The sequence below is a fragment of the Maritimibacter sp. genome (assembly GCF_016774595.1).
Classification (GTDB): Bacteria; Pseudomonadota; Alphaproteobacteria; order Rhodobacterales; family Rhodobacteraceae; genus Maritimibacter; species Maritimibacter alkaliphilus.
Genome location: NZ_JACBWT010000001.1, coordinates 1,482,642 through 1,503,165, shown reverse-complemented (window position 1 = coordinate 1,503,165; position 20,524 = coordinate 1,482,642). Strand labels below are relative to the sequence as shown.

The following is a 20,524-nucleotide window of genomic DNA, read 5'->3' as shown; positions in this document are numbered from 1 at the left end:
CATGTCGAAGATCGGGGTGATGATCTGTGGCCACGGCTCGCGCAGCCAATCGGCGGTGGACGAGTTCAAGGTACTGGCCGAAAAGCTGCCCGCCTTTTTTCCGGACGACTGGATGGTCGACTACGGCTATCTGGAATTCGCGAATCCGGTGATCCGCGTCGGGCTCGACAACCTGCGCGAGGCGGGGTGCGACAAGATCCTCGCCGTGCCGGGGATGCTCTTCGCCGCGATGCATTCCAAGAACGACATCCCGACCGTGCTGAACACATATGGCGCCGAACATGGGATCGACGTTTCCTATGGGCGCGAGCTTGGCGTCGACCCCAAGATGGTCGCCGCCGCGGGCGAGCGCATCCGCGATGCCGTTGCCGCCGCAAATGCCGAACATGGCGTGGTGGCGCATGAGGACACCTGCCTCGTCGTCATCGGGCGTGGTGCCTCGGACCCGGACGCCAACGCCAACGTCGCCAAGATCGCGCGGCTCTTGCAGGAGGGGATGGGCTTCGGCTGGCTCGAGGTCGGCTATTCCGGCGTCACGTTCCCACTGGTCGAACCGTGCCTCCAGCACGCCGCCAAGCTGGGCTACAAACGCATCGTGGTGTTCCCGTATTTCCTGTTCACGGGCATCCTGATCGACCGCATCTACGGCTTCACCGACCGCGTGGCCGAGGCGCACCCGGGCATTCAGTTCGTGAAAGCGGGCTATCTGAACGACCATCCCAAGGTGCTCGAAACCTTTGCCGAACGGGTGACCGAACAACTCGGCACCGTGCCGCCCCCGAACTGCGGCACCTGCCCCTACCGCGAACAGGTTCTGTCGCTCGCGGGCGGCGGTCACAAACACATCAAGCCGGAGGATCGAGCCTGGCATCCTGCCTTCTCCGACACGCCGCCGCCCACCTGCGTCATGTGCAAATACCGGGTCGAGGTTCTGGGGTTCGAGGCCGAGGTGGGCGCCGTGCAGGAAAGCCACCACCATCACGTCGAAGGGCAGGGGGCGTCGGCGCCCGGATCGAACGTGGCGGATTGCACGTTCTGCGACACCTTCTGCACGGGGGAGTGTCGCCTGCACCTGCACGATCATCACCACCACGACCACGATCATGGGCACCACCACCATCATCACGGTCACGACCACGGCCACCATCACGCCGAGTATCCGCACGCCAAGCACCCGCACGGCCCTGAATCGGCGCGCTCGAAATGAGGCCTCCGCTGCGATACGAGCGTGATCCGGCTGCGATCTATCGGCAAAGCTTCGCGACGGTCGAGAAAGAGGCGCGGTTGGATCGCTTCGATCCCGGCATGGCGCAACTCGCCACGCGGATCATCCACGCCTGCGGGATGGTCGAGGTCGCGGATCGTCTGGCCTATTCCGAGGGCGCTTTCGCGGCGGGGCAGGCGGCACTGGCCGCAGGCGCCCCGGTGCTGTGCGACTGCGAGATGGTCGGCGCGGGGATCATCCGGCGCTATCTTCCCGCCGGGAACGAGGTCATCGTCACGCTGAACGACCCCACCGTGCCGGATCGCGCGCGCGAGATCGGCAACACCCGCAGTGCGGCGGCGGTCGAGCTATGGGCCGACAAGCTCGAAGGCGCCGTGGTCGCCATCGGCAACGCGCCCACCGCGCTCTTCCATCTGCTCGAACTGCTGGATCAAGACGCGCCCAAGCCCGCCGTGATCCTTGGCTTCCCGGTCGGCTTCGTCGGCGCGGCGGAAAGCAAAGCGGAACTCGCGAACAACCCGCGCGGCTGTGATTTCGTGGCCCTACGCGGACGGCGCGGTGGATCGGCCATCGCATCCGCCGCCGTCAACGCATTGGCCGTTGGCCTCCCGGAGAAAACGCAATGACCCAACCCTGGCTTCACATCGTCGGTATCGGTGAAGACGGCATGGACGGACTGACCCCCGCCACCCGCGCCGTAGTCGAAGCTGCCGAGATCATCGTCGGCGGCGACCGGCACCATACGCTATCGAATGTTTCGGGTGCCGAGCGCGTGTCGTGGCCTTCGCCCTTCGACGCGCTGATCGACCAGCTACAGTCCTACAAGGGCAAGCGCGTCGTCGTTCTGGCAACCGGCGACCCCCTGTGGTTCTCGGTCGGCGCGCGCATCGGTCGGGCGATCCCAGCGGATGAGATCACGTTCCACCCGCAGCTTTCCGCCTTCCAACTCGCCTCCGCCCGCATGGGGTGGAGCATGGCGGACCTCGAAACCCTCACCGTGCATGGCCGCCCGGTCGAGCAGATGATCGCCTTCATCCAGCCTGACGCGCGGCTTCTGATCCTGACCACCGGGGCCGAAACCCCCGGTCAGATCGCCCGTTTCCTCACCGAGCGCGGGTTCGGGCGCAGCCCCATGACGGTTTTCGCCAATATGGGCGGCGAGAACGAGAAGCGTTTCGATGCACTGGCCGAGAGGTGGGACCACGAAGTGCCCGCGTTCAACACGCTCGCCGTCGAATGCGTCGCGGCCCCCGATGCGGCGCTGCTCCCGCGTGTGCCGGGGCTTGCGGATGAGTTGTTCCAGCATGACGGCACCATGACCAAACGCGAGGTTCGCGCGCTCACCGTGGCCAAGCTCATGCCAATGCGCGGCGCTTTGCTGTGGGATATCGGCACGGGCTGCGGGTCGGTCGCGGTCGAATGGATGCGCGCGGCACGTTATGCGCGCGCCATCGGGATCGAACCGCGCGCGGACCGTCGTGCGCTTGCCGCCGCCAACGCGCTGGCGCTGGGCGTTCCTCAGCTTCGCATCGTCGACGGGACGGTGCCCGAAGCTCTTGATGGGTTGGAAGCCCCCGATGCCGTATTCATCGGCGGCGGTCTGTCGGAAGAAACATACGCAACCGCATGGTCGGCGCTGAAACCGCTCGGCCGTCTCGTCGCAAACGCCGTGACGCTGGAAAGCCAGGCGGTTTTGACCGAACTCTACCACGCCCACGGCGGCGAACTCGTCCAGCTCTCGGTGTCCCGCGCCGATACGCTCGGCCCGCAGTCGACCGGCTGGCGTCCGTTCCGCCCCGTCGTGCAATGGAGCCTGATCAAACGATGACCGGCACGCTGATCGGTGTGGGCCTCGGGCCGGGCGACCCCGACCTGATGACGCTAAAGGCCGCGCGCGCGATCGGCGCGGCCGATGTCGTGGCCTATCCCGCGCTTCCCGGCACCGACAGTTTCGCTCGGTCCATCGCGGTGGACCTGATCCGACCCGATGCCCTTGAAATCGTCATCGAAGTCCCGATGACCAAATCCCGCGAGCCTGCCCAGGCGGCCTACGACCTCGGGGCCGACCGGATTGCCGAGGCGCTGGAGGCCGGCAGGAACGTCGCGGTCCTGTGCGAAGGCGACCCGTTCTTTTACGGCTCCTTCATGTATCTGCATGCGCGGCTCGCGGATCGCTTCCCGGTCGAAGTCATTCCGGGCATCACCTCGGTTTCCGCCGGGGCCGCGCGCGCCGCCGCGCCGCTGACCGCCCGGAACGAAGTGCTCACGGTCCTGCCCGGTCCGCTCGACAGCGACACGCTCGCCGCCCGCATCGCAGACGCGGACAGCATCGTCATCATGAAGGTCGGGCGTCATCTGGGCCGCATCCGTGACGTCTTGGCCGCCCAAGGCCTGTCCGACCGGGCCGTCTATATCGAGCGCGCCACGCTTGCCGCCGAGCGCATTCTGCCGCTCGCCCAAGCCCCTGATCCTGCGCCCTATTTCTCTCTCATTCTCGTGACGAAAGGTTCCGACCCGTGGCTGTGACCCCCGTCGTTCTCTGTCTCAACCGTTCCGGCGAAGCCGTGGCGCACCGTATCGCGGGCGCGCTGGGCGCACAGGTGCATGGCCGCGAAGGCCGCGTCGACAAAGCCGATGCGTTCTTCCCGAATGCGCTCGACCATGCCCGCGACTTGTTCGCGGCTGGCACGCCGATCATCGGGGTCTGCGCCGCTGGCATCCTGATCCGCGCGGTGGCGCCGATCCTTGCAGACAAGCGGACCGAACCACCCGTGGTCGCCGTTTCGGACGACGGCGGCGTCGCGATCCCGCTGCTGGGCGGGCACCGTGGGGCGAACCGCTTGGCGCGGGAGATCGCGGACCTGCTGGGCGCCAAAGCGGCGGTGACGACGGCTGGCGACGTGGCCTTGGGCGTCGCGCTGGATGTCCCGCCCGCAGGCTACCGTCTTGCGAACCCGGAAGACGCGAAATCGGTCATGGCCGCCATGCTGGCGGGCAAGGGGGCGCGCATCGAAGGTGACGCGATCTTCGACATCGCGAGCGATCCGCGGGGCGGCGTCGAACTGGTGGTCACGGAGGCACCCGTCGCGGGCGGCCCGGAGCGCCTTGTCTATTACCCGCAGACCTACGTTCTCGGCGTCGGTTGCGCGCGGAACGCGCCGGTGGAGGAGCTGCGTTCTTCGGTCGAGGTCATGTTGCGGGACGCGGGTATCGCCACCGGAGCCATTGCGGCCATCGCGACGCTCGACCTCAAGGCGGACGAGCCTGCGGTGAATGCGCTCGCGCGTGCGTTCGGCGTTCCGCTCAAGCTGTTCACGGCTGCGGAGTTGGAGGAGATGACGCCGCGCCTTGCCAACCCGTCCGATGTCGTCTTCGCGGAGGTCGGCTGTCATGGTGTGGCCGAAGCGGCTTCGCTGGCCTCGGCAGGCGAAGACGCGGTGCTTTCGGTCGAGAAGCGCAAGACCGCCAACACGACCTGCGCTTTGGCAAAGGCGCCGTCGCCCATAGCAGAGCCTTCGGGTCGCGCACGTGGTCATCTGTCGATCATCGGGATCGGACCGGGACAGGCCACGTGGCGCACGCCGGAAGCTTCGCGGCTCATTCAAGAGGCGGACGAACTGGTCGGATACGGTCTTTACATCGATCTGCTCGGCCCTCTCGCCGCAGGCAAAACGCGGTCGGACTTCCCCCTCGGCGGGGAGGAGGATCGATGCCGGTATGCGCTGGAACAGGCGGGCAAGGGCAAGAACGTCGCGCTGATCTGTTCGGGCGATGCGGGCATCTACGCGATGGGTGCGCTGGTCTTCGAACTGCTCGACCGGGCGCCTGACGAACAGGGCGTGTCGGACGCTGCGCGCCGGGTCGAAGTGATGTCGACACCGGGCGTCTCGGCGCTTCAGGCTGCGGCCGCGCGGGCAGGGGCGCCGCTCGGACACGATTTCTGCGCCATTTCGCTCTCCGATCTGCTGACGCCGCGGGACGATATCGTGAAGCGGCTGCACGCCGCCGCAGAAGGTGACTTCGTGATCGCCTTCTACAATCCCGTGTCGCGCCGCCGCCGCACGCTGTTGGCGGAGGCGCGGGACATTCTGCTGAGGCATCGGCCAGAAGATACGCCCGTTCTTCTGGCGTCCTCACTCGGAAGACCCGAGGAAAACATACGATACCGTAGGTTGGCCGACCTCGATGTGGACGAGGTCGATATGCTGACCGTCGTTCTGGTGGGATCGTCCAACTCCAAACTCGCCCAACTGGGCGACGGCCCCCGCATGTACACGCCGCGCGGCTATGCCCGGCGAATCGATGGTGACCTTCAAAACGTGGGCAATCGCCATCTGGAAACGGAGACTTCTGAATGACCGTCTATTTCATCGGCGCCGGACCGGGCGACCCGGAATTGCTCACGCTCAAGGCGCAGCGGATCATCGGGGAATGCCCTGTCTGCCTGTATGCCGGATCGCTGGTTCCCCCCGAAGTGGTCGCCTGCGCCCCCGAAAGCGCGCGCGTGATGGACACGGCGCCGATGACGCTCGACCAGACTCACGCCGAAATTCTGGCGGCACATCAGCGGGGCGAGGATGTGGCGCGTGTGCACTCCGGCGACCCGTCGCTCTATGGCGCGGTGGCCGAGCAGGTGCGGCGTTTGCAGGCGGACGGCATCGACTATCAGATCGTGCCCGGCGTGCCGGCCTATGCCGCTGCGGCTGCGGCGCTGGGTCAGGAATTGACGATCCCGGAGATCGCGCAAAGCATTGTTCTGACACGTGTTTCCATGCAGTCGACCGCCATGCCCGAAGGCGAAACACTTGAGAATTTCGCCCGCACGGGCGCGACGCTGGCGATCCATCTGGGCGTGCGCAACATGCGCGAGATCGAGCGGGTCCTGACCCCGCATTACGGCGCCGATTGTCCGGTCGTCGTCGCCTATCGCGTCGGGTGGCCCGACGAAATGCTCATCCGTGGCACGCTGTCGGACATCCGTCTGAAAGTGCGCGCCGAAAAGATCACGCGCACGGCGCTGATCCTTGTGGGTCCGGCGCTTGGCCGGGTTCGTGATTTCAAGGATTCCGCGCTGTACGACCCTACGCGACCGCATGTTTTGCGCCCGGTGGTGGGGGTCGACCTGGTGGAAGAAAACAACACCTGACACGGAACACATGCCCGCGACATTCGTTTACTTGACGAAAACCATGTCCCTGTCATGGTTTAGCCGTGATCGGAGGGTAACATGGACTCGCTTCCCAAGGACGTTCAGGAAGGCCTGCAAGCGGCCCACATGAAAGCGGCGCGCAAGAAGGCGCATATGCGTGTGGCCGTGGGGGACGAGTCTTTCCCGGTGCTGGAATTCCGTGAAGGCGGTTTCGCGCTCGACCGGGACGATGCGCCGAAGCTGCGCGGGCTGGTCGATCTCTACGCCGGTGAGAACCATCTGTACCAGTGTCTGATCGTAGCCTCGGAAGAAGACGGCCCGATGATGCGGTACGAGTTCAAACGCTCGACACTTGCGATGGACAAACCCCCGCTCGATTTCGCACGCGACCCGGATGCGCCCGTCGCCCTGATCCCGCGTTGAGCTACTGACCCCAGTCCTTGTCCTGCATCTCGCGCAGGCGGCTGGCCGTGCGTTCGAATTCGAAACTGCCCTCGCCTTCGAGATAGAGGTATTCCGGTTCCGCCGCGGCGCTCGCCACAAGCCGAACATGCGCCTCGTAGAGCGCATCGATCAGGGTGACGAAGCGTTTGGCCTCGTTGAAGTTCTGGCGTGACAGGGCCGGGATGTCCTCCAGCACCAGGACTTTCAGCGCATCCGCAATGGCGAGGTAGTCGGCCGGGCCGAGCATCCGCCCGCACAGCTCATGGAATTTCGCGCGCCCGACGCCGTTGCGGTAGGCCGGAATCTCGACCTCGCGGTTCTTCACGTTCAGCACGAGCGGTTCGGCATCGCCGCCGCCGGTCAGATCGGTCCAGACCGCTTCGATCGCCTGACGCGCCTCGCTGTTCGCGGGCGTGAAATAGACCTGTCCGCCGGTCAGACGGTCCTGGCGATAATCCTTGTGACTGGCGAGTTCGTGGACGACCAGACGATCCTTGATGAGGTCGATGAAGGGCAGGAACAACTGACGGTTCAGCCCGTCCTTATAAAGGTCGTTCGGTACGCGGTTCGACGTGGTGACGATCACAACGCCCTTCTTCATCAGGTGTTCGAACAATCGCCCGACCACCATCGCGTCGGCGATGTCGGTGATCTGCATTTCATCCAGCGCGAGCAGGCGAAGGTCCTTGGCGATCTTCGCGGCGACCGGCGCGATGGCATCCGACTCGCCCGACTTGCGAGCCTGATGGAGCCCCTCCTGCACCTCCTGCATGAAGGCATGGAAGTGGACGCGGCGTTTCCCTTCGATTGGCAGATGCTCGACGAACAGGTCCATGAGCATCGACTTGCCGCGCCCGACACCGCCCCAAAGGTATAGACCGTCCGGCACATCCTCGGGCTTGTGAAACAGCCCGCCCAATAGACCGCGCTTTTTGTCTTTCACTGCGACCAGATGCGCGCGGATGTCGTCGAACAGCGGCAACGCCTCTTCCTGCGCGGGGTCGGGGGTGATCCGTCCTTCGGCGACGCGGGCGGCGTAGATGTCTTGCAGGCTCTCGCTCATGACAACCGTCTAGCCCGCCGTGCCCGATAGGAAAAGGTGATATGCCGCATCACGGATAAGCGTTTGACGCGGGCGCCGCTCTGGCGGATTACGCAGATGTCGGAGGGCCCTGATGGACAACACACGCCTTATCACACCGGTTCTGATCGCCGGGTGCATCGTCATCATCATAAGTTTCGCGATCCGGGCGAGTTTCGGCGTGTTCCAGATTCCGATCGCCGAGGAATTCGGCTGGATGCGCGCCGACTTCAGCATGGCGATCGCGATCCAGAACCTCGCCTGGGGCATCGGCCAGCCGATCTTCGGCGCGATTGCCGAAAAGATGGGGGATCGCAAGGCGATCATCTTCGGCGCGGTGCTTTATGCCGCGGGGCTTGTCGCCTCGTCCTTCGCGACCACGCCGCTGGCCCATCAGACGCTGGAAGTGCTGGTCGGTTTCGGCATCGCGGGCACCGGGTTCGGCGTGATCCTCGCCGTGGTCGGTCGCGCGTCGTCCGACAAGAACAGATCCATGTCGCTTGCCATCGCGACGGCGGCGGGTTCGGCCGGGCAGGTGTTCGGCGCACCGCTGGCCGAATGGATGCTGTCGTTCATGCCGTGGCAGAGCGTGTTCATCCTGTTCGCCGTGGCCATCCTCGCCGTGCTTCTGGTCCTGCCGCTGATGCGCGCGCCTGCGGCCAGCCGGTTGGAGTTGCAGGAGAGTATGGGGACGGTTCTGATGCGCGCACTGCGCGACCCGTCCTACACGCTGATCTTCCTCGGCTTCTTCTCCTGCGGCTATCAACTCGGTTTCATCACGGCGCATTTCCCCGCCTTCGTGACCGAGATGTGCGGTGCCATCGACCCTTCGGGCACGCTGGCATCGCTCGGTGTGTCGACGACCTCGGCCTTGGGGGCCATCGCGATTTCGCTCATCGGTCTCGCCAACATCGCGGGCACGCTTTACGCGGGCTATCTGGGCAACAAGCTTCCCAAGAAATACCTGCTCGCGGCGATCTACACCGCCCGCACGGTTGCCGCCGGGGCCTTCATCCTGCTGCCGATCACGCCCACCAGCGTCATAATCTTCTCGATCGTCATGGGGAGCCTTTGGCTCGCCACCGTTCCGCTGACATCGGGTCTGGTCGCACACCTCTATGGTCTGCGCTACATGGGCACGCTTTATGGGATCGTCTTCTTCTCGCACCAGCTTGGCAGTTTTATGGGCGTCTGGCTGGGTGGCCGCTTCTATGACCTGACCGGCGACTACACGATGGTCTGGTGGGTCGGCGTCGGGGTCGGCGCGCTGTCGGCGCTGCTGCACCTTCCGATCAAGGAGCGGCGCTCGCCTGTCATGGCCGCGGCTTAGGTCGGCAGCGCGGTGGTCTTGAACACCGTGCGCAGGGCGAAGCTGGACTGCATGCCCTGAACGCCGGGCAACCGGGCGAGCTTCTGGCGGTGCACGCGGGCGAAATCGTCGGTGTCGCGCGCGACGACCTTGAGGATGTAGTCCGCCGTGCCCGCCATCAGGTGACATTCCAGAACTTCCGGCACCAGCGCGACCTCACGCTCGAACGCCTCCAACAACTCGTCGGCCTGACCGGAGAGAGAGATTTCCACGAAGACCATCGTCGGGTAGCCGATCTTTCGCGCGGCCAGAAGGGCGACGTAATCGCGGATGAACCCGTCTTTCTCAAGCCGTTGAACCCGGCGGTGACAGGCCGAGGCGGACAGATGCACCCGTTCGGCAAGGTCCGCGTTCGAAATGCGCCCCTGCCGTTGAAGAACGTGCAAAATGCGCCGGTCCATTTCGTCGAGAGTGGAATCCATCGAATGTCCTTGCGTCGTATCGCTTGCTCGTTGGTGGATTATTCGAAAAACGGCCCGATTGCACGGAGGAATTTCAATCCGATTGCTTGCGGGCGGGGGTAGCCTGCGCGTGAAGCGAACGGAGGATACCATGCTCATCGGATGCCCCAAGGAAATCAAGCCGCAGGAATATCGTGTCGGCCTTACCCCTCATGCGGCGGCGGAAGCCATCGCGCACGGGCATGACGTGATCGTCGAGATGGGCGCGGGCGAAGGCTCGGGCTTCACCGATGATGCCTATCGCGCCATTGGGGCAGGCGTCGTGGACACGGCGGACGAGGTGTTCGCGCGTGCTGACATGGTGGTGAAGGTCAAGGAACCGCAGGCGGTCGAGCGGGCCAAGCTGCGCGAGGGGCAGGTGTTGTTCACCTACCTTCACCTTGCGCCCGACCCGGACCAGACCCGCGATCTGATCGACAGCGGCGCCACGGCGATTGCCTATGAAACCGTGACAGATCGTGACGGGCGGCTTCCGCTGCTCGCGCCCATGTCCGAGGTGGCGGGCAAGCTGGCCCCGCAGGTCGGCGCGTGGACCCTGCAAAAGGCCAACGGAGGGCGTGGCGTGCTCATGGGCGGCGTTCCGGGGGTCGGACCCGCGAAGGTCGTCGTCATCGGTGGTGGCGTCGTCGGCACGCAGGCGGCGCGCGTCGCCTCCGGCATGGGGGCGGATGTGACGGTGCTCGATATGTCGCTGCCGAGACTTCGCCAGCTCGACGATATGTTCCGAGGCGAATTCAAGACCTCCTATTCCTCCAAAGCCCGTACCGCCGAGCTTGTGGCCGAGGCCGACATGGTCATCGGTGCCGTGCTCATCCCCGGTGCGGCGGCCCCCAAACTCATCAGTCGGGCCGAACTCTCCGAGATGAAACCGGGCGCGGCGCTGGTCGACGTCGCCATCGATCAGGGTGGCTGTTTCGAAACATCGAAGGCGACCACCCACCAAGACCCGATCTACGAGGTGGACGGGATCATGCACTACTGTGTGGCCAACATGCCGGGTGCGGTCGCCCGCACCTCGACCCTCGCGCTGGGCAACGCCACCTTGCCCTACATGCTGCGGCTGGCGGATCTGGGCTGGCGCGCGGCGATGGAGGCCGACGAGGGGCTCATGGCAGGCCTCAACGTTCATGCCGGTAAGCTGACGAACTACGCCGTGGGGCGGGCGCTGGAAATCGATGTGGTGTCGCCCTCGCTCGCGATCAAAGCCTGATGCGCCGCGGTTGACGTGCCGGGCGGTTTGGGGTCTCAAACACCCAAACCGCGAACGGAAATGGCATGGCTCGCATCGTATTCGATCTGGACGGCACGCTCATCGACTCGGCCCCCGACATCCGCGAGGTGGCAAATGCCCTTCTGGCCGAAGCCGGGGTGGCCCCGCTTACGCTTGGGGAGACGCGCCAGTTCATCGGAAACGGCGCGGCAGCCCTTGTCGAAAGGATGCGCCAAGCGCGGGGGCTTCCTGAAAGTGAGCAGGACCGGATGCTTGCGACCTTCGTCGAAAGATACGATGCGGCGGTGACCCTGACCGTGCCCTATCCGGGCGTCGAGGATGCGCTGGACGCGCTCGTCGGTGCGGGTCACAGCCTCGGGATCTGCACCAACAAGCCCATCAGCCCGTGTCGCGCGGTTCTGAAACATCTTCGCCTGAACGGGTATTTCGACACGATCTGGGGTGGCGACAGCCTTGCCACCCGCAAGCCCGACCCCGCGCCCCTGATCGCCGCATTCGACGCGTTGGGCGGCGGAGACAGGGTCTATGTGGGCGACAGCGAAGTCGACGCCGAGACCGCACAGCGCGCAGGCGTGCCCTTTCTGCTTTTCACGGAAGGCTACCGGAAGACCGAGGTCTCAAGTATTCCGCACAGCTTCGCTTTCGACGACTTTGCGAAATTGCCGCGACTGGTTCAGCAAGCGGTCGGCGGGGTCTGAGTGCGCGGGCGGGTCCGCGGATGCCAAGGCATCGGCAGACCCGTTCGCAAACCCGAATTGTCTGGGGTTTCGTGTGGTAGCGTGGGGGCGTTCACGTGACGGTCAGCCGATCATGTCCGCTCGGATCGGATGAGCGAGGATTAGCCTTGTCACCCTTGTTAAGTTTGGGGTTGGCTCGCTCGAGGCAGCGCGGGCGGGGAGCTGTCATTCTCTGCGCGGTGCGTCAATCGCGGGTGTGTAAGTGGAGGCGCCTATGCACCTCAATCCAATGCCTTCATGAGAGTAAAGACCTGCTTACGCATCCAGATGGCCATCGGTGTGTTGTCTGAACGTTTGTGCCAAATGCCAATGATCAACGCAGGATCAATCTTCATCGGCGGCTCGAACACACGTAGCCGAAATGTGTCGGCGACTTTCGACGCAAGTTGCGCAGGCACGAGGGCAATGAGATCGCTTTCGCTGACCGCTCGGCAGACGCCGCTGAAAACGGGTACGGTCATCGCGACTTGTCGACTTTTCCCGACCCGGTGAAGGGCAGCGTCACCCATCGCTGCCAGATTGCCTTCAGGAGAAAACAGGACGTGATGAAGCGCGCAGAAGACATCCATTGGCATTTCCATTCCTTCCCCCAATCCCGCGGTGATCGGATGACCTTCGCGCGCGATCACATGGAACGGAGAATAGAACAAAGGCTCCCGGTTGACCCATTCCGGCAGCGGCAAGTCAGGGATCAACGCGATGTCGGCATTGCGCCTTTCAAGGCTAGCCACATAGTCGGTCGGAACGAGGTCGACGAGCTGCGCCCTGAGGTGAGGTGCCGATTTCTGTAGGAGATCAGCCAAAGGCGGCATCAAGAGCTCTGCGAAAAAGTCACTTGCGGCAATCCTGAAAGTGCCTTTGGCGGTTTGCGGGTCAAAGACGGCCGGGGGGGCAAGCAACGCCTCAAGGCGTTCCAGCTCCTCTCTCAAACCAGCTTCGATTCCCGCTGCGTAATCAGTAGCAACCAACCGGTTCCCCTGTCGAATGAAGAGCTGATCACCTAATGCATGGCGGAGCCGGGAGAGCGCCCCGGAAACGGCCGACTGCGACATCGCCAGCCCCGATGCGGCCTTAACGGTTGAGCCCTCTCGAAAGAGGGCGTCCAGAACGCGCAGAAGGTTCAGATCGAGTGTCGCGAAATTCACCTAGGCGATACCCTTTATCAGATAATGCGGTTTGCCTGATAGGTTGGCTTTCCGGTAAGCTCGTGTCAACGAAAGCGCTTTCGTTTCAATCCACTGCCCATGGAGAGAAACGATGAAAGATCTGCCCGAAATCGACGGAGCCATTGAATGGCTCGGCGTGCGGTACAAGACGATCCTGAGCCCTGAAGAAACCAGCGGAGCGATGTCCATCGTGGATAGCTGGTCTCCGGCCGGAAGCGGACCACCACGCCATGTGCACAAGAACGAAGACGAAACGTTCGTGATTATGACCGGGACCTGCAAGTTCTGGCTGGAAGGTCAGGAGTTCGCGGCGGGCGCGGGCGAGAGTGTGTTTATCCCGCGGGGCAAGGAGCATACGTTCAAGGTGATCGGAGATGAGCCGTGCCGCCACCTGGTGATCCTCACGCCTGGTGGTTTCGAAGGGTTCTTTAAGGATATGGCGGATGGCCAGTTCCGCATCCCGGAAGACATGCCAGCTATCGAAGAATCCGCAAAGCGGCACAACATGGCCTTCACCGGCCCACCTCTGGACTGACCAAATGACAGGAAGACATATCGTTTACCACATTCCGGTCTGCCCCTTTTCGCAGCGTCTGGAAATCCTCTTGGCTCTGCGCGGGCAGCAGGACGCGGTCGAGTTTAGGGTTGTCGACATCACCAAACCGCGCGAACCCGAACTGCTGGCTAAGACACGTGGCACGACCGCATTGCCAGTCCTCGAAACCAGAGACGGACGCATTCTAAAAGAGAGCCTTGTGATCCTGCGGTATCTTGATGAAGCTTTGGAAGGCCCCATGCTGCGCCGAAGCGACCCGTTAGAACATGCAATTGAATCGATGTTGATCGCCCGCGAAGGCCCTTTCACGATGGCCGGCTATCTCTTTGTCATGAATCAAGACCGTGCGCGTCGTGGCGAACATCTCGACAATCTCCTGGCACTTTACAGGGACATCAACGACTTCCTCACCGACCGGAATCCGAAGGGCACGTATCTCTTTAAGGACTTCGGCCTTGCGGAGGCCGTCTTCGCGCCGATGTTCAAACGTTTCTGGTTCCTGGACTATTACGAAGATTTCGAACTTCCACGAGGAACAGACTACGAGCGCGTGCGGATATGGCGCGACGCTTGCATGGCCCATCCTAGCACCCATCAGGTGACCGAGGAGCAAATCGTTAAACTCTATTACGACTATGCGCTTGGCGCGGGAAATGGCGCGTTGCCAGAGGGGCGCAATGTATCCAGCTTCGTTTTCGAACCCAGCTGGCAATCGAGACCGATGCCCCCCAAAGACAAGTATGCAGGCAGCGCCACCGACAGGGACCTCGGACTCGTAGCCTGAGCCAACGTATCGTAGGCAGCCTACAAACTCGGCGATCGTGTAAATTGCAGCATCACGCAAAGCAGAATCGGCGCACGCGACGAGCGACACGAACGGCGGGAATGGGCGGGTAACGGACGTTCGCCGCGCCGATCACGAACGGCGGTGATGCGCAGGAAGCGGACTCTGCAAAATCTCACGCAGAGCAATGTCATATTGGTGGCTCCCAATTCAAACAGGCATTTTCCATCCGAAGGATTCAGCTGAGAGGCAAATCGAGATTTGCGCGGTGTATAGACGCGACCACGTACTGTGATCGCACAAGACCGCCATCAATTTTCGAGATTGATGCCGTGTCGCTCGCACAAAAAATTATCAAAAATCAGCACCAAATTTAATATGTTGCGAACCTTGCTCTCTTGTCCAGCTTTAGGAGCAACGGTTCTAATACCAAATCCGTGTGCAAACTCCCCCCTAAGAGTACCAAACGAGTTGAGGCTCTGGGACAAAAGTCTGTCAAAATCGAAGAGCCTTACGCCGATTGGTAAGAACAACGCGTCTTGATCCTTTGTTTTAACACCGTGGTTTTCGTCGACAGCCTTCCTATGCTCGGCAATGGCCCGCCGGAATACAGCCAAAAACACATCATGTAGGTGATCGCCGGCAGATCGAGAGGTGACTTCATTCATTAGCACAATCTTATAAAAACTGCATGCAGCCAGCAAAGGATCGCGTACACATCTGTCAGCTTCGAAAGCGACAAGACTACGGCTGAGTACTGCTAGCGAAACTCGTTCCAAATACTCCTCAATTGCGGCATGGCAAAGCAAGACATATGATTTTAGCTTAAGCTCATGCAGCCGGCTCGCAACGTCGTGCTCAGGTAAGCCCAGAATGATACCGCGAGCTTCAGCAAGGGCCAATTCAAGCTTCGCAAATTCAACAGAACTCTCAGTCATTCTTCTTGATCAGTGGAACCCTGAGCTGCAAGCCATATTCTTTCTTTATTTTCTCGTACCAGTAGGTAAATCGATATTTGGTGGCGGTAATACTCTTGGTAGTGCTCTCGACTGAACGAACAAACGAGGAGTTCTCAAAGGCAGACTGGTACATCGACCTGAATTTATCAACGTCTTCCAGTGCGGCGTTCCTGAACTCTTGATTTGCTAGTGACCCCCCCAATACGTCAAATATTGCACGGTTGAAGCTACCCTCAAAATGGCCAGTTTCAGGTACAAATTTTCGGGAAAAAGTTTTGTCTTCAAATAGCGGTAGGCTCTCTGCAATGAGTTTTTCTAGCGCCTGAACAGGCTCGATGACCTGCCCTACCTCAAAGGATCTATTTTTGTGCCGGCAATATTCATCCAGGAACTCTTTTAGATTCCCTCGGTATTCGATTTCAAAGCTTTGAAATGCAAAATGGCGAATGGCCACTTCAACGTCTTTCATGCGCTTGTCTGGTTTCTTGAGCCCAAGCATCTTCTGAAGATTTGCGCACTCCGTCGTTTGCCTAATAACCTCACGAACGAACGGACCTCTAATTAGAGACATTCTCAATTCCATAGGTGATAGCCTGACGGAACCAGAGTTTAGGCGGTGAAAAATCTCGTACAGGACGTCATCTCGCCTCCATCCGCGTATTACCGCAGTTCGTATCGCAGCGGCGTCGATTGCACGAGCTATCTGAGGTTTGTCTTCTTTTATTGACTGCCAACTCTGGCCGTTCAATTCTTTCAAGTCATCAAGGCCTTGAAGTTTGAAAGGCGCGCCATCTTCGTTGACCCCATCAAAGAACTCTTTGATCGATGACAGCCTTTGTTTCCCATCAAGGACAAGAAATTGGTTCCTTTCTTCCTGTCGTTCAGCAAGCAGAATTTGCGGTATTGGGATTCCTAGTACCAGCGACTCTATGAACTTTGATTTTGCTCGCGCCGTCCAAACGCTGCGGCGCTGAAAATGGGGCTCAAGATCGACAATATCGACTAGTTCTTGGCGTAAAGTGGACACCGTCCAGTCTGAAGGGATTACAAAAATATCCTCGAAGTCTGAAGGAGCAATCTGGTAATCGTCGCCGCCTTCAGCGGATTCGTCTTCTTCGAACAGACCGTCAAGCTCTGACATTCGCAATCTCTCCTGTCTACGCAATCCTGTCTATTGAAGCACCGGCATTACGGCAATGCTTCAAGCATTCAGATCTTAGCGCACGAGTTTCCGCCCATGGTGCAGATAGCACATATCCGCTTCGAGCTGGCAGCGGTCATTCAACGCAACTGCCCTGAATGGTGCGTTTGGGCCGAAACTGGCCGCTAGCGAGCGCTGGCACCGCTCGAATGGCGGTCAACCATCTTATTCCATTTGAGTTCTACTACGGGTTTCTGGGCGGAACAGGTCGATCGCCCTCAAGTTTCTTGTACATCTGAAATCCTGAAATTACTGTATCGCAGGTTTTGGCCGGGCCTGGTGCCCTAGCGAATCCAGCGCTGAAACACTGTAGACATCGCGCACCATTTGGTTGCATTCTGCGAGAGTGCCACACTCAGTAGATGCATTCATAGGACAGAGAATCCGCGACGAACGGCTGAAAGCTGGGCTAACCCAGGTTGAACTCGCCAAGGAAATTGGTATCCGATTCCAACAACTGCAGAAGTACGAAACGGCAGCAAACCGAGTGTCAGGCTCACGCTTGTGGATGATTTGTAAGGCGTTGGGAATTCCGATTTCTGCTCTCTTCCCCACTCCCGAAGACTTTCCTCGTGAGCCCAAGATTCGTGCAAGCTCGAACGATATTCGCTTGATACATGCGATCGTTTGCTTGGACCCTGAAACCAAACGGGCCGTAGCAGATCTCATTCACTCACTTGAGGGAAAACCGGCTTCTTCGGGTTCTCGCCTGCCAGCTAGTCAAGAGTGAAGGCGGCCGACACTCCACTCCATCATTAGGGCCTCTGACCGTCCTCGGCGTCCGAGACACCGCGACGTAGTTGGTGATGAACGTCTCTCAAATTGGCAATCGAGTTGACGGTCTCCGTGGGAAAATGTACTCGCCGGTTATTTTTTGCGGTAGTGGCCAAACAATTGCCCCAATCTTTGGCAAAAGATCAAGAAACACACACTGGCTCGAGCGGAGGTTAGCATGGGCAGTCACAGATCGTCGCACCCGCGTATCTTCCATGCGCTTCTAGGTAGTGCAGCTGTTGCTTTCTTCTTGATCGCGATCGGTCTTGCGATGCCCACGAAGAATCGTCTCGAGACCCTCGAGTACCAAGCGCAATCGAAAGCCGCTCTGCACGCTGCGGCGTCGCTACAAGTGTCTGTTTCGTCCCTTATTGCACGTGAATGGGAAAGCCTTGGAAGTTTTGGAGTTCTGGTCGATGTGAAGAACCCGTCGTCCGCCCGCCAAGTCTCGGATGCAGCCAATAGAGCTTCAAAGGGTATTCTTTGGGCAGGCGTTGTTGGATTGGACGGTGTTGTCGTTGCCGGCAGCGATGGGCTGCGGGAGGGCGAAGACGTCTCGTCCCGGCAATGGTTCCTGAGCGGACTTCACGGAGTTCGCATCGGAAACGTCTATACCCCCCAAAATGACAAAGACGGGATAGGCCAACGCTTTAACATGTCGCGGCCGATGCTCAATGACGCGGGCGATGTAGTCGGTGTTGCTGTCTACACGATGCGATTTGATTGGATCACGAACCACATCGCAGCCAGCGCAGACGCCATGGAAGTTGAGTTCGGCATTCTTGACCGACGCGGCGACGCGTTGGCCGACTATGCTGGCTTCGAGGATGATCCGATGGTGCAAGAATTGAGACGTCTTGCCTTGCTAGGTTCAAGCCGGACGTCCCATAATGTTGGTTCAGATAGCGCATTCGTCGGCGCTTTGATGCCCAACTTCGTGCAAGGCGACGTGCCTGAATTTGGTTGGAGCTTGATCGTACGCCTGCCGTCTATGCCGGAACAGAGCATTATGGGTACGGCTTGGAACTCCCTGGTGTTCATCTTGGGCGGTGCGTTCGTGATAATCGCGGCGGTCGCCTATCTTTTCGCGGCGCATTTCCTCAGGCCGATTTCCGCTCTGGTCGACACCGCCGACAATATCGCTCGTGGCGTTCCGACTTACCCCACCGAGGATGACAGTTCCCATGAAGCGATCATGCTGTCTGGAGCCTTGGCTCGCATACAAACGACGATAGCCTCGCTCGAGTTCAAGGCCAAAGGTACTTGAAGCCCCGACACGGTTGTCAACGTGAACCCGCGCGGTTAGTCCGCGCGGGTTTTTTGCCCTTGATTGGTCACTCCAACTGCTTGATCGCAAACGGAATCGGCTCGTTTTGATACTCGAGCGGTGGCTCACCCTCGATCCAGCCAGGGCAGTGCGTGTATCTCGCGATGAACGTGAAATTCGCGTCCGGTTGCAGCCCGGTCGGTGTGATCACCGTGACGAAGGTGTCCTCCCAGGTCAGTCCAATGTTGCGCCCGGCCGGCGGGTCGACGCGCTCGGCATGGGCGAAGATCTCCGACCGCGGGTTCACGAATCCCCATTCGACTGAGCCTGGCACAATCTGGCATTCCTTCGCAGGCTCGAGGCGGCGGATTCGGAGCTTGATGCGGCAGGGCTCGCCCTCTTCACAGAAGCCAGCCACCGGCCGCGTGCTTACCCTGGACACCTCGAACACCTTGCGCGGCTGCGTCAGTCGGCGCACCGTCGTCTCGACCGCCTCGATCCGTTCGCCCTGCTTCTGGATTTCACGCGGCATAGTCCCCATGCCGACCAGCCAGTCGCGCGCAGGCTCCCAGACGAGAGCGGCGGTCAGAGCCACGAAACCCGTGATGACAATCGTCAGGAATTGCCTGAAGGCGAACTTGATCGCCTCGTCTTTCATCCATGCCTTACGCGGCATTGGGTTACCGTTCTCATCCGTCATGCGTCACCAGCCCCTTGATCGCTCCAATTTTGTCGTTGGCCGTGTCCAACCCCGCACGCAGGCGGAGCGCACACTCGCCGAGCGCGCGTACCGTCGTGCCTGCGGCGCAGCGTACGATCACAGGTTCGAGCAGGGTCGGGGGGACCGGATGGCGGGCAACCGTGGTTTCACCGCACGCTGTCAAGAACAGCGCGGCCATAATCGGATAGCGCATCGTCGGCCCCTTCCAGTTCCGCGAACTCGTCGATCCGCGCCTCGAGCGCGGCGTTTCGTGCCTGCTCGGCGCGCAGCTGATCGTTAGCGACCCGCGCCGCTTCACGGTAATTCTCGATCGTCGCCTGGGCCCCGCGCAGATCCGCGCGCAGAGCGGCATTCCGGGTCGTCAGGTGGTAGATCAGCCACCCTGCCGCCAGAGCGGCCGCAAGAGCGCCGAGGATGAGCGGCAGGCGGGTCACCACCGCAACTCGACAGGGAAGATCAGTAGATCCCCGCGTGCGACCGCAGCTGAGGCATTCCACCACGCGACGATGGGCTCCTCGCGTTTCCTCAATCCCACCTGGTTCGCGACAGAGACCCCCGCCATGCAGTCGACCCATTCCTTGCCCCGCCGGATCTGAAGTCCGGGTAGCGGGCGCCCAGCCTGCTTGTGGAACCAGGTCATCGCGTCACAGGCGCCCTCGATCCACCCGGCATTCAGCCGCTTGATGGCCGTCGACCGCTGGGCGGCACCGCCCCCGATGTTCAGCGTCCAGCTGGTGAAGGCGCAGTCGCGCGGCGTATTGAGCCGGGTGCGCCGCGACTCTTCGGTCAACGCTTTCATGTAGAAGGTTCGGTAGAGCCGCATGTGCTCGTCGAGGAGATCCATCGCCTGTTCCATCGTGATCACCATCCCCATCGTGACGGGCTTGCCGTCAATGTGGGTCGCGCCGACGCCGATGGTCGGTCGATCGTCCGGCGTCGGCATGTATGCCTCGAGGCGCACCCCCTCGTACTCCACGATCTTCAGGCGGCAATAGGCGAACGTCTTGGCCTCGGTCACGTTCGGACTCAACAGCGCGGCCTGCGTGACCTTGGCGGGCGCCGGGGCCTCGCTCATGGCCTCGGCGCGCGATCCGTAGAGCGTGGCGGCGGCGGTGACCCCGATCGCGAGCGCGTACTTGACCAGCGTGCGGATCCACCGACCTTGATCGCCGCGACGCGCGGCAATGCCCTGATCTCGGCCGCGCAGTGCAAGGGCCAGTACGATGAACACGAGGATCCCCCAGGACAGAGGCACGGGGTTCAGGTTCCCCACCGCAACGAAGGTGATCGCGAGCAGCGCGACCCCGGCGAGGATCGCGAAAATCATTGAGTCGGCGTGCAAGAGCAGCCGCAGCCAGGTCGGGGTCTGTTTCATGGGTTTCTCCTTGTGCGAGAGGTG

General features: G+C 61.3%; 22 protein-coding genes. 14 read left to right on the top strand and 8 right to left on the bottom strand.

Annotated features, from left to right (window positions below; all coding sequences use genetic code 11):
- Position 1: 1 nt before the first annotated feature.
- From HOY44_RS07620 to HOY44_RS07590, 7 genes are all read left to right on the top strand, one after another.
- Positions 2 to 1,207 carry a sirohydrochlorin chelatase gene (locus HOY44_RS07620; RefSeq protein ID WP_287434036.1) on the top strand — a complete coding sequence of 402 codons (1,206 nt, stop codon included), beginning with the start codon at positions 2 to 4 and terminating at the stop codon, positions 1,205 to 1,207.
- Complete coding sequence (locus HOY44_RS07615; RefSeq protein WP_287434035.1) at positions 1,204 to 1,851, top strand: precorrin-8X methylmutase; 648 nt, start codon at positions 1,204 to 1,206, stop codon at positions 1,849 to 1,851. The genes HOY44_RS07620 and HOY44_RS07615 overlap by 4 nt, the downstream gene beginning before the upstream one ends.
- On the top strand, positions 1,848 to 3,053 hold the full coding sequence (gene cbiE, locus HOY44_RS07610; RefSeq protein WP_287434033.1) for a precorrin-6y C5,15-methyltransferase (decarboxylating) subunit CbiE: 1,206 nt from the start codon (positions 1,848 to 1,850) through the stop codon (positions 3,051 to 3,053). Before HOY44_RS07615 ends, cbiE begins: the two co-directional genes overlap by 4 nt.
- On the top strand, positions 3,050 to 3,751 hold the full coding sequence (cobI, locus tag HOY44_RS07605; RefSeq protein ID WP_287434031.1) for a precorrin-2 C(20)-methyltransferase: 702 nt from the start codon (positions 3,050 to 3,052) through the stop codon (positions 3,749 to 3,751). Before cbiE ends, cobI begins: the two co-directional genes overlap by 4 nt.
- A complete protein-coding gene (gene cobJ, locus HOY44_RS07600; protein ID WP_287434029.1) occupies positions 3,742 to 5,583 on the top strand; it encodes a precorrin-3B C(17)-methyltransferase in 1,842 nt (613 codons plus the stop codon). Before cobI ends, cobJ begins: the two co-directional genes overlap by 10 nt.
- Positions 5,580 to 6,371, top strand: a complete 792-nt coding sequence (gene cobM / locus HOY44_RS07595; RefSeq protein WP_287434027.1) for a precorrin-4 C(11)-methyltransferase — start codon at positions 5,580 to 5,582, stop codon at positions 6,369 to 6,371. The genes cobJ and cobM overlap by 4 nt, the downstream gene beginning before the upstream one ends.
- A gap of 81 nt (positions 6,372 to 6,452) precedes the next feature.
- Positions 6,453 to 6,797 (top strand): hypothetical protein, encoded by a 345-nt coding sequence (locus HOY44_RS07590; RefSeq protein WP_138421967.1) that lies wholly within the window; start codon positions 6,453 to 6,455, stop codon positions 6,795 to 6,797.
- Position 6,798: 1 nt separating this feature from the next.
- Here the strand turns inward: HOY44_RS07590 and zapE are convergent, their stop codons facing one another.
- A complete protein-coding gene (gene zapE / locus HOY44_RS07585; RefSeq protein ID WP_008333553.1) occupies positions 6,799 to 7,881 on the bottom strand; it encodes a cell division protein ZapE in 1,083 nt (360 codons plus the stop codon).
- A gap of 112 nt (positions 7,882 to 7,993) precedes the next feature.
- On the opposite strand from zapE, the gene HOY44_RS07580 reads away from it, so the two are divergent.
- Positions 7,994 to 9,229, top strand: a complete 1,236-nt coding sequence (locus tag HOY44_RS07580; RefSeq protein ID WP_138421965.1) for an MFS transporter — start codon at positions 7,994 to 7,996, stop codon at positions 9,227 to 9,229.
- Here HOY44_RS07580 and HOY44_RS07575 read toward each other — a convergent pair.
- The gene (locus tag HOY44_RS07575; RefSeq protein ID WP_138421964.1) at positions 9,226 to 9,690 is read right to left on the bottom strand and encodes an Lrp/AsnC family transcriptional regulator; all 465 of its coding nucleotides are present in this window, start codon (positions 9,688 to 9,690) and stop codon (positions 9,226 to 9,228) included. The two genes, HOY44_RS07580 and HOY44_RS07575, sit on opposite strands and share 4 nt — an antisense overlap.
- Before the next feature lie 130 nt (positions 9,691 to 9,820).
- On the opposite strand from HOY44_RS07575, the gene ald reads away from it, so the two are divergent.
- Positions 9,821 to 10,939 carry an alanine dehydrogenase gene (gene ald, locus HOY44_RS07570; protein WP_287434024.1) on the top strand — a complete coding sequence of 373 codons (1,119 nt, stop codon included), beginning with the start codon at positions 9,821 to 9,823 and terminating at the stop codon, positions 10,937 to 10,939.
- A 65-nt stretch (positions 10,940 to 11,004) separates the two neighbouring features.
- A complete protein-coding gene (gph, locus tag HOY44_RS07565) occupies positions 11,005 to 11,658 on the top strand; it encodes a phosphoglycolate phosphatase (protein ID WP_287434022.1) in 654 nt (217 codons plus the stop codon).
- A 260-nt stretch (positions 11,659 to 11,918) separates the two neighbouring features.
- On the opposite strand, the gene HOY44_RS07560 is transcribed toward gph, so the two are convergent.
- Positions 11,919 to 12,842: a LysR family transcriptional regulator gene (locus HOY44_RS07560; RefSeq protein ID WP_287434021.1), complete on the bottom strand. Its 924-nt coding sequence runs from the start codon at positions 12,840 to 12,842 to the stop codon at positions 11,919 to 11,921.
- 112 nt (positions 12,843 to 12,954) lie between these two features.
- Here HOY44_RS07560 and HOY44_RS07555 point away from each other — a divergent pair, with 112 nt between their 5' ends.
- Positions 12,955 to 13,398: a cupin domain-containing protein gene (locus HOY44_RS07555; protein WP_008333561.1), complete on the top strand. Its 444-nt coding sequence runs from the start codon at positions 12,955 to 12,957 to the stop codon at positions 13,396 to 13,398.
- Between the two features lie 4 nt (positions 13,399 to 13,402).
- Entirely contained in the window at positions 13,403 to 14,203 is an 801-nt protein-coding gene (locus HOY44_RS07550; RefSeq protein ID WP_287434019.1) for a glutathione S-transferase family protein, read from the top strand.
- Positions 14,204 to 14,514: 311 nt separating this feature from the next.
- Here the strand turns inward: HOY44_RS07550 and HOY44_RS07545 are convergent, their stop codons facing one another.
- Both HOY44_RS07545 and HOY44_RS07540 read right to left on the bottom strand, forming a co-directional pair.
- Positions 14,515 to 15,141, bottom strand: a complete 627-nt coding sequence (locus tag HOY44_RS07545) for a HEPN domain-containing protein (protein ID WP_287434017.1) — start codon at positions 15,139 to 15,141, stop codon at positions 14,515 to 14,517.
- A complete protein-coding gene (locus HOY44_RS07540) occupies positions 15,134 to 16,303 on the bottom strand; it encodes a GmrSD restriction endonuclease domain-containing protein (protein WP_287434015.1) in 1,170 nt (389 codons plus the stop codon). Before HOY44_RS07540 ends, HOY44_RS07545 begins: the two co-directional genes overlap by 8 nt.
- Before the next feature lie 406 nt (positions 16,304 to 16,709).
- Between HOY44_RS07540 and HOY44_RS07535 the strand changes: the two genes are divergently transcribed.
- The gene (locus HOY44_RS07535; RefSeq protein ID WP_287434014.1) at positions 16,710 to 17,093 is read left to right on the top strand and encodes a helix-turn-helix domain-containing protein; all 384 of its coding nucleotides are present in this window, start codon (positions 16,710 to 16,712) and stop codon (positions 17,091 to 17,093) included.
- Positions 17,094 to 17,315: 222 nt separating this feature from the next.
- Positions 17,316 to 18,404 carry a cache domain-containing protein gene (locus HOY44_RS07530; protein WP_287434012.1) on the top strand — a complete coding sequence of 363 codons (1,089 nt, stop codon included), beginning with the start codon at positions 17,316 to 17,318 and terminating at the stop codon, positions 18,402 to 18,404.
- A gap of 67 nt (positions 18,405 to 18,471) precedes the next feature.
- Here HOY44_RS07530 and HOY44_RS07525 read toward each other — a convergent pair whose 3' ends face one another.
- The 3 genes from HOY44_RS07525 to HOY44_RS07515 form a co-directional block, all read right to left on the bottom strand.
- The gene (locus HOY44_RS07525; protein ID WP_287434010.1) at positions 18,472 to 19,104 is read right to left on the bottom strand and encodes a hypothetical protein; all 633 of its coding nucleotides are present in this window, start codon (positions 19,102 to 19,104) and stop codon (positions 18,472 to 18,474) included.
- A gap of 167 nt (positions 19,105 to 19,271) precedes the next feature.
- Positions 19,272 to 19,559 (bottom strand): hypothetical protein, encoded by a 288-nt coding sequence (locus HOY44_RS07520; RefSeq protein ID WP_287434008.1) that lies wholly within the window; start codon positions 19,557 to 19,559, stop codon positions 19,272 to 19,274.
- A complete protein-coding gene (locus HOY44_RS07515) occupies positions 19,556 to 20,500 on the bottom strand; it encodes a lysozyme (RefSeq protein ID WP_287434006.1) in 945 nt (314 codons plus the stop codon). The genes HOY44_RS07520 and HOY44_RS07515 overlap by 4 nt, the downstream gene beginning before the upstream one ends.
- Positions 20,501 to 20,524 lie beyond the last annotated feature (24 nt).

Coding starts and splice junctions, on each gene's coding strand:
- HOY44_RS07620 (WP_287434036.1), top strand. CDS start 2: ATGTCGAAGATCGGGGTGATGATCTGTGGCCACGGCTCGCGCAGCCAA.
- HOY44_RS07615 (WP_287434035.1), top strand. CDS start 1,204: ATGAGGCCTCCGCTGCGATACGAGCGTGATCCGGCTGCGATCTATCGG.
- cbiE (WP_287434033.1), top strand. CDS start 1,848: ATGACCCAACCCTGGCTTCACATCGTCGGTATCGGTGAAGACGGCATG.
- cobI (WP_287434031.1), top strand. CDS start 3,050: ATGACCGGCACGCTGATCGGTGTGGGCCTCGGGCCGGGCGACCCCGAC.
- cobM (WP_287434027.1), top strand. CDS start 5,580: ATGACCGTCTATTTCATCGGCGCCGGACCGGGCGACCCGGAATTGCTC.
- HOY44_RS07590 (WP_138421967.1), top strand. CDS start 6,453: ATGGACTCGCTTCCCAAGGACGTTCAGGAAGGCCTGCAAGCGGCCCAC.
- zapE (WP_008333553.1), bottom strand. CDS start 7,881: ATGAGCGAGAGCCTGCAAGACATCTACGCCGCCCGCGTCGCCGAAGGA.
- HOY44_RS07580 (WP_138421965.1), top strand. CDS start 7,994: ATGGACAACACACGCCTTATCACACCGGTTCTGATCGCCGGGTGCATC.
- HOY44_RS07575 (WP_138421964.1), bottom strand. CDS start 9,690: ATGGATTCCACTCTCGACGAAATGGACCGGCGCATTTTGCACGTTCTT.
- ald (WP_287434024.1), top strand. CDS start 9,821: ATGCTCATCGGATGCCCCAAGGAAATCAAGCCGCAGGAATATCGTGTC.
- gph (WP_287434022.1), top strand. CDS start 11,005: ATGGCTCGCATCGTATTCGATCTGGACGGCACGCTCATCGACTCGGCC.
- HOY44_RS07555 (WP_008333561.1), top strand. CDS start 12,955: ATGAAAGATCTGCCCGAAATCGACGGAGCCATTGAATGGCTCGGCGTG.
- HOY44_RS07550 (WP_287434019.1), top strand. CDS start 13,403: ATGACAGGAAGACATATCGTTTACCACATTCCGGTCTGCCCCTTTTCG.
- HOY44_RS07545 (WP_287434017.1), bottom strand. CDS start 15,141: ATGACTGAGAGTTCTGTTGAATTTGCGAAGCTTGAATTGGCCCTTGCT.
- HOY44_RS07540 (WP_287434015.1), bottom strand. CDS start 16,303: ATGTCAGAGCTTGACGGTCTGTTCGAAGAAGACGAATCCGCTGAAGGC.
- HOY44_RS07530 (WP_287434012.1), top strand. CDS start 17,316: ATGGGCAGTCACAGATCGTCGCACCCGCGTATCTTCCATGCGCTTCTA.
- HOY44_RS07525 (WP_287434010.1), bottom strand. CDS start 19,104: ATGACGGATGAGAACGGTAACCCAATGCCGCGTAAGGCATGGATGAAA.
- HOY44_RS07515 (WP_287434006.1), bottom strand. CDS start 20,500: ATGAAACAGACCCCGACCTGGCTGCGGCTGCTCTTGCACGCCGACTCA.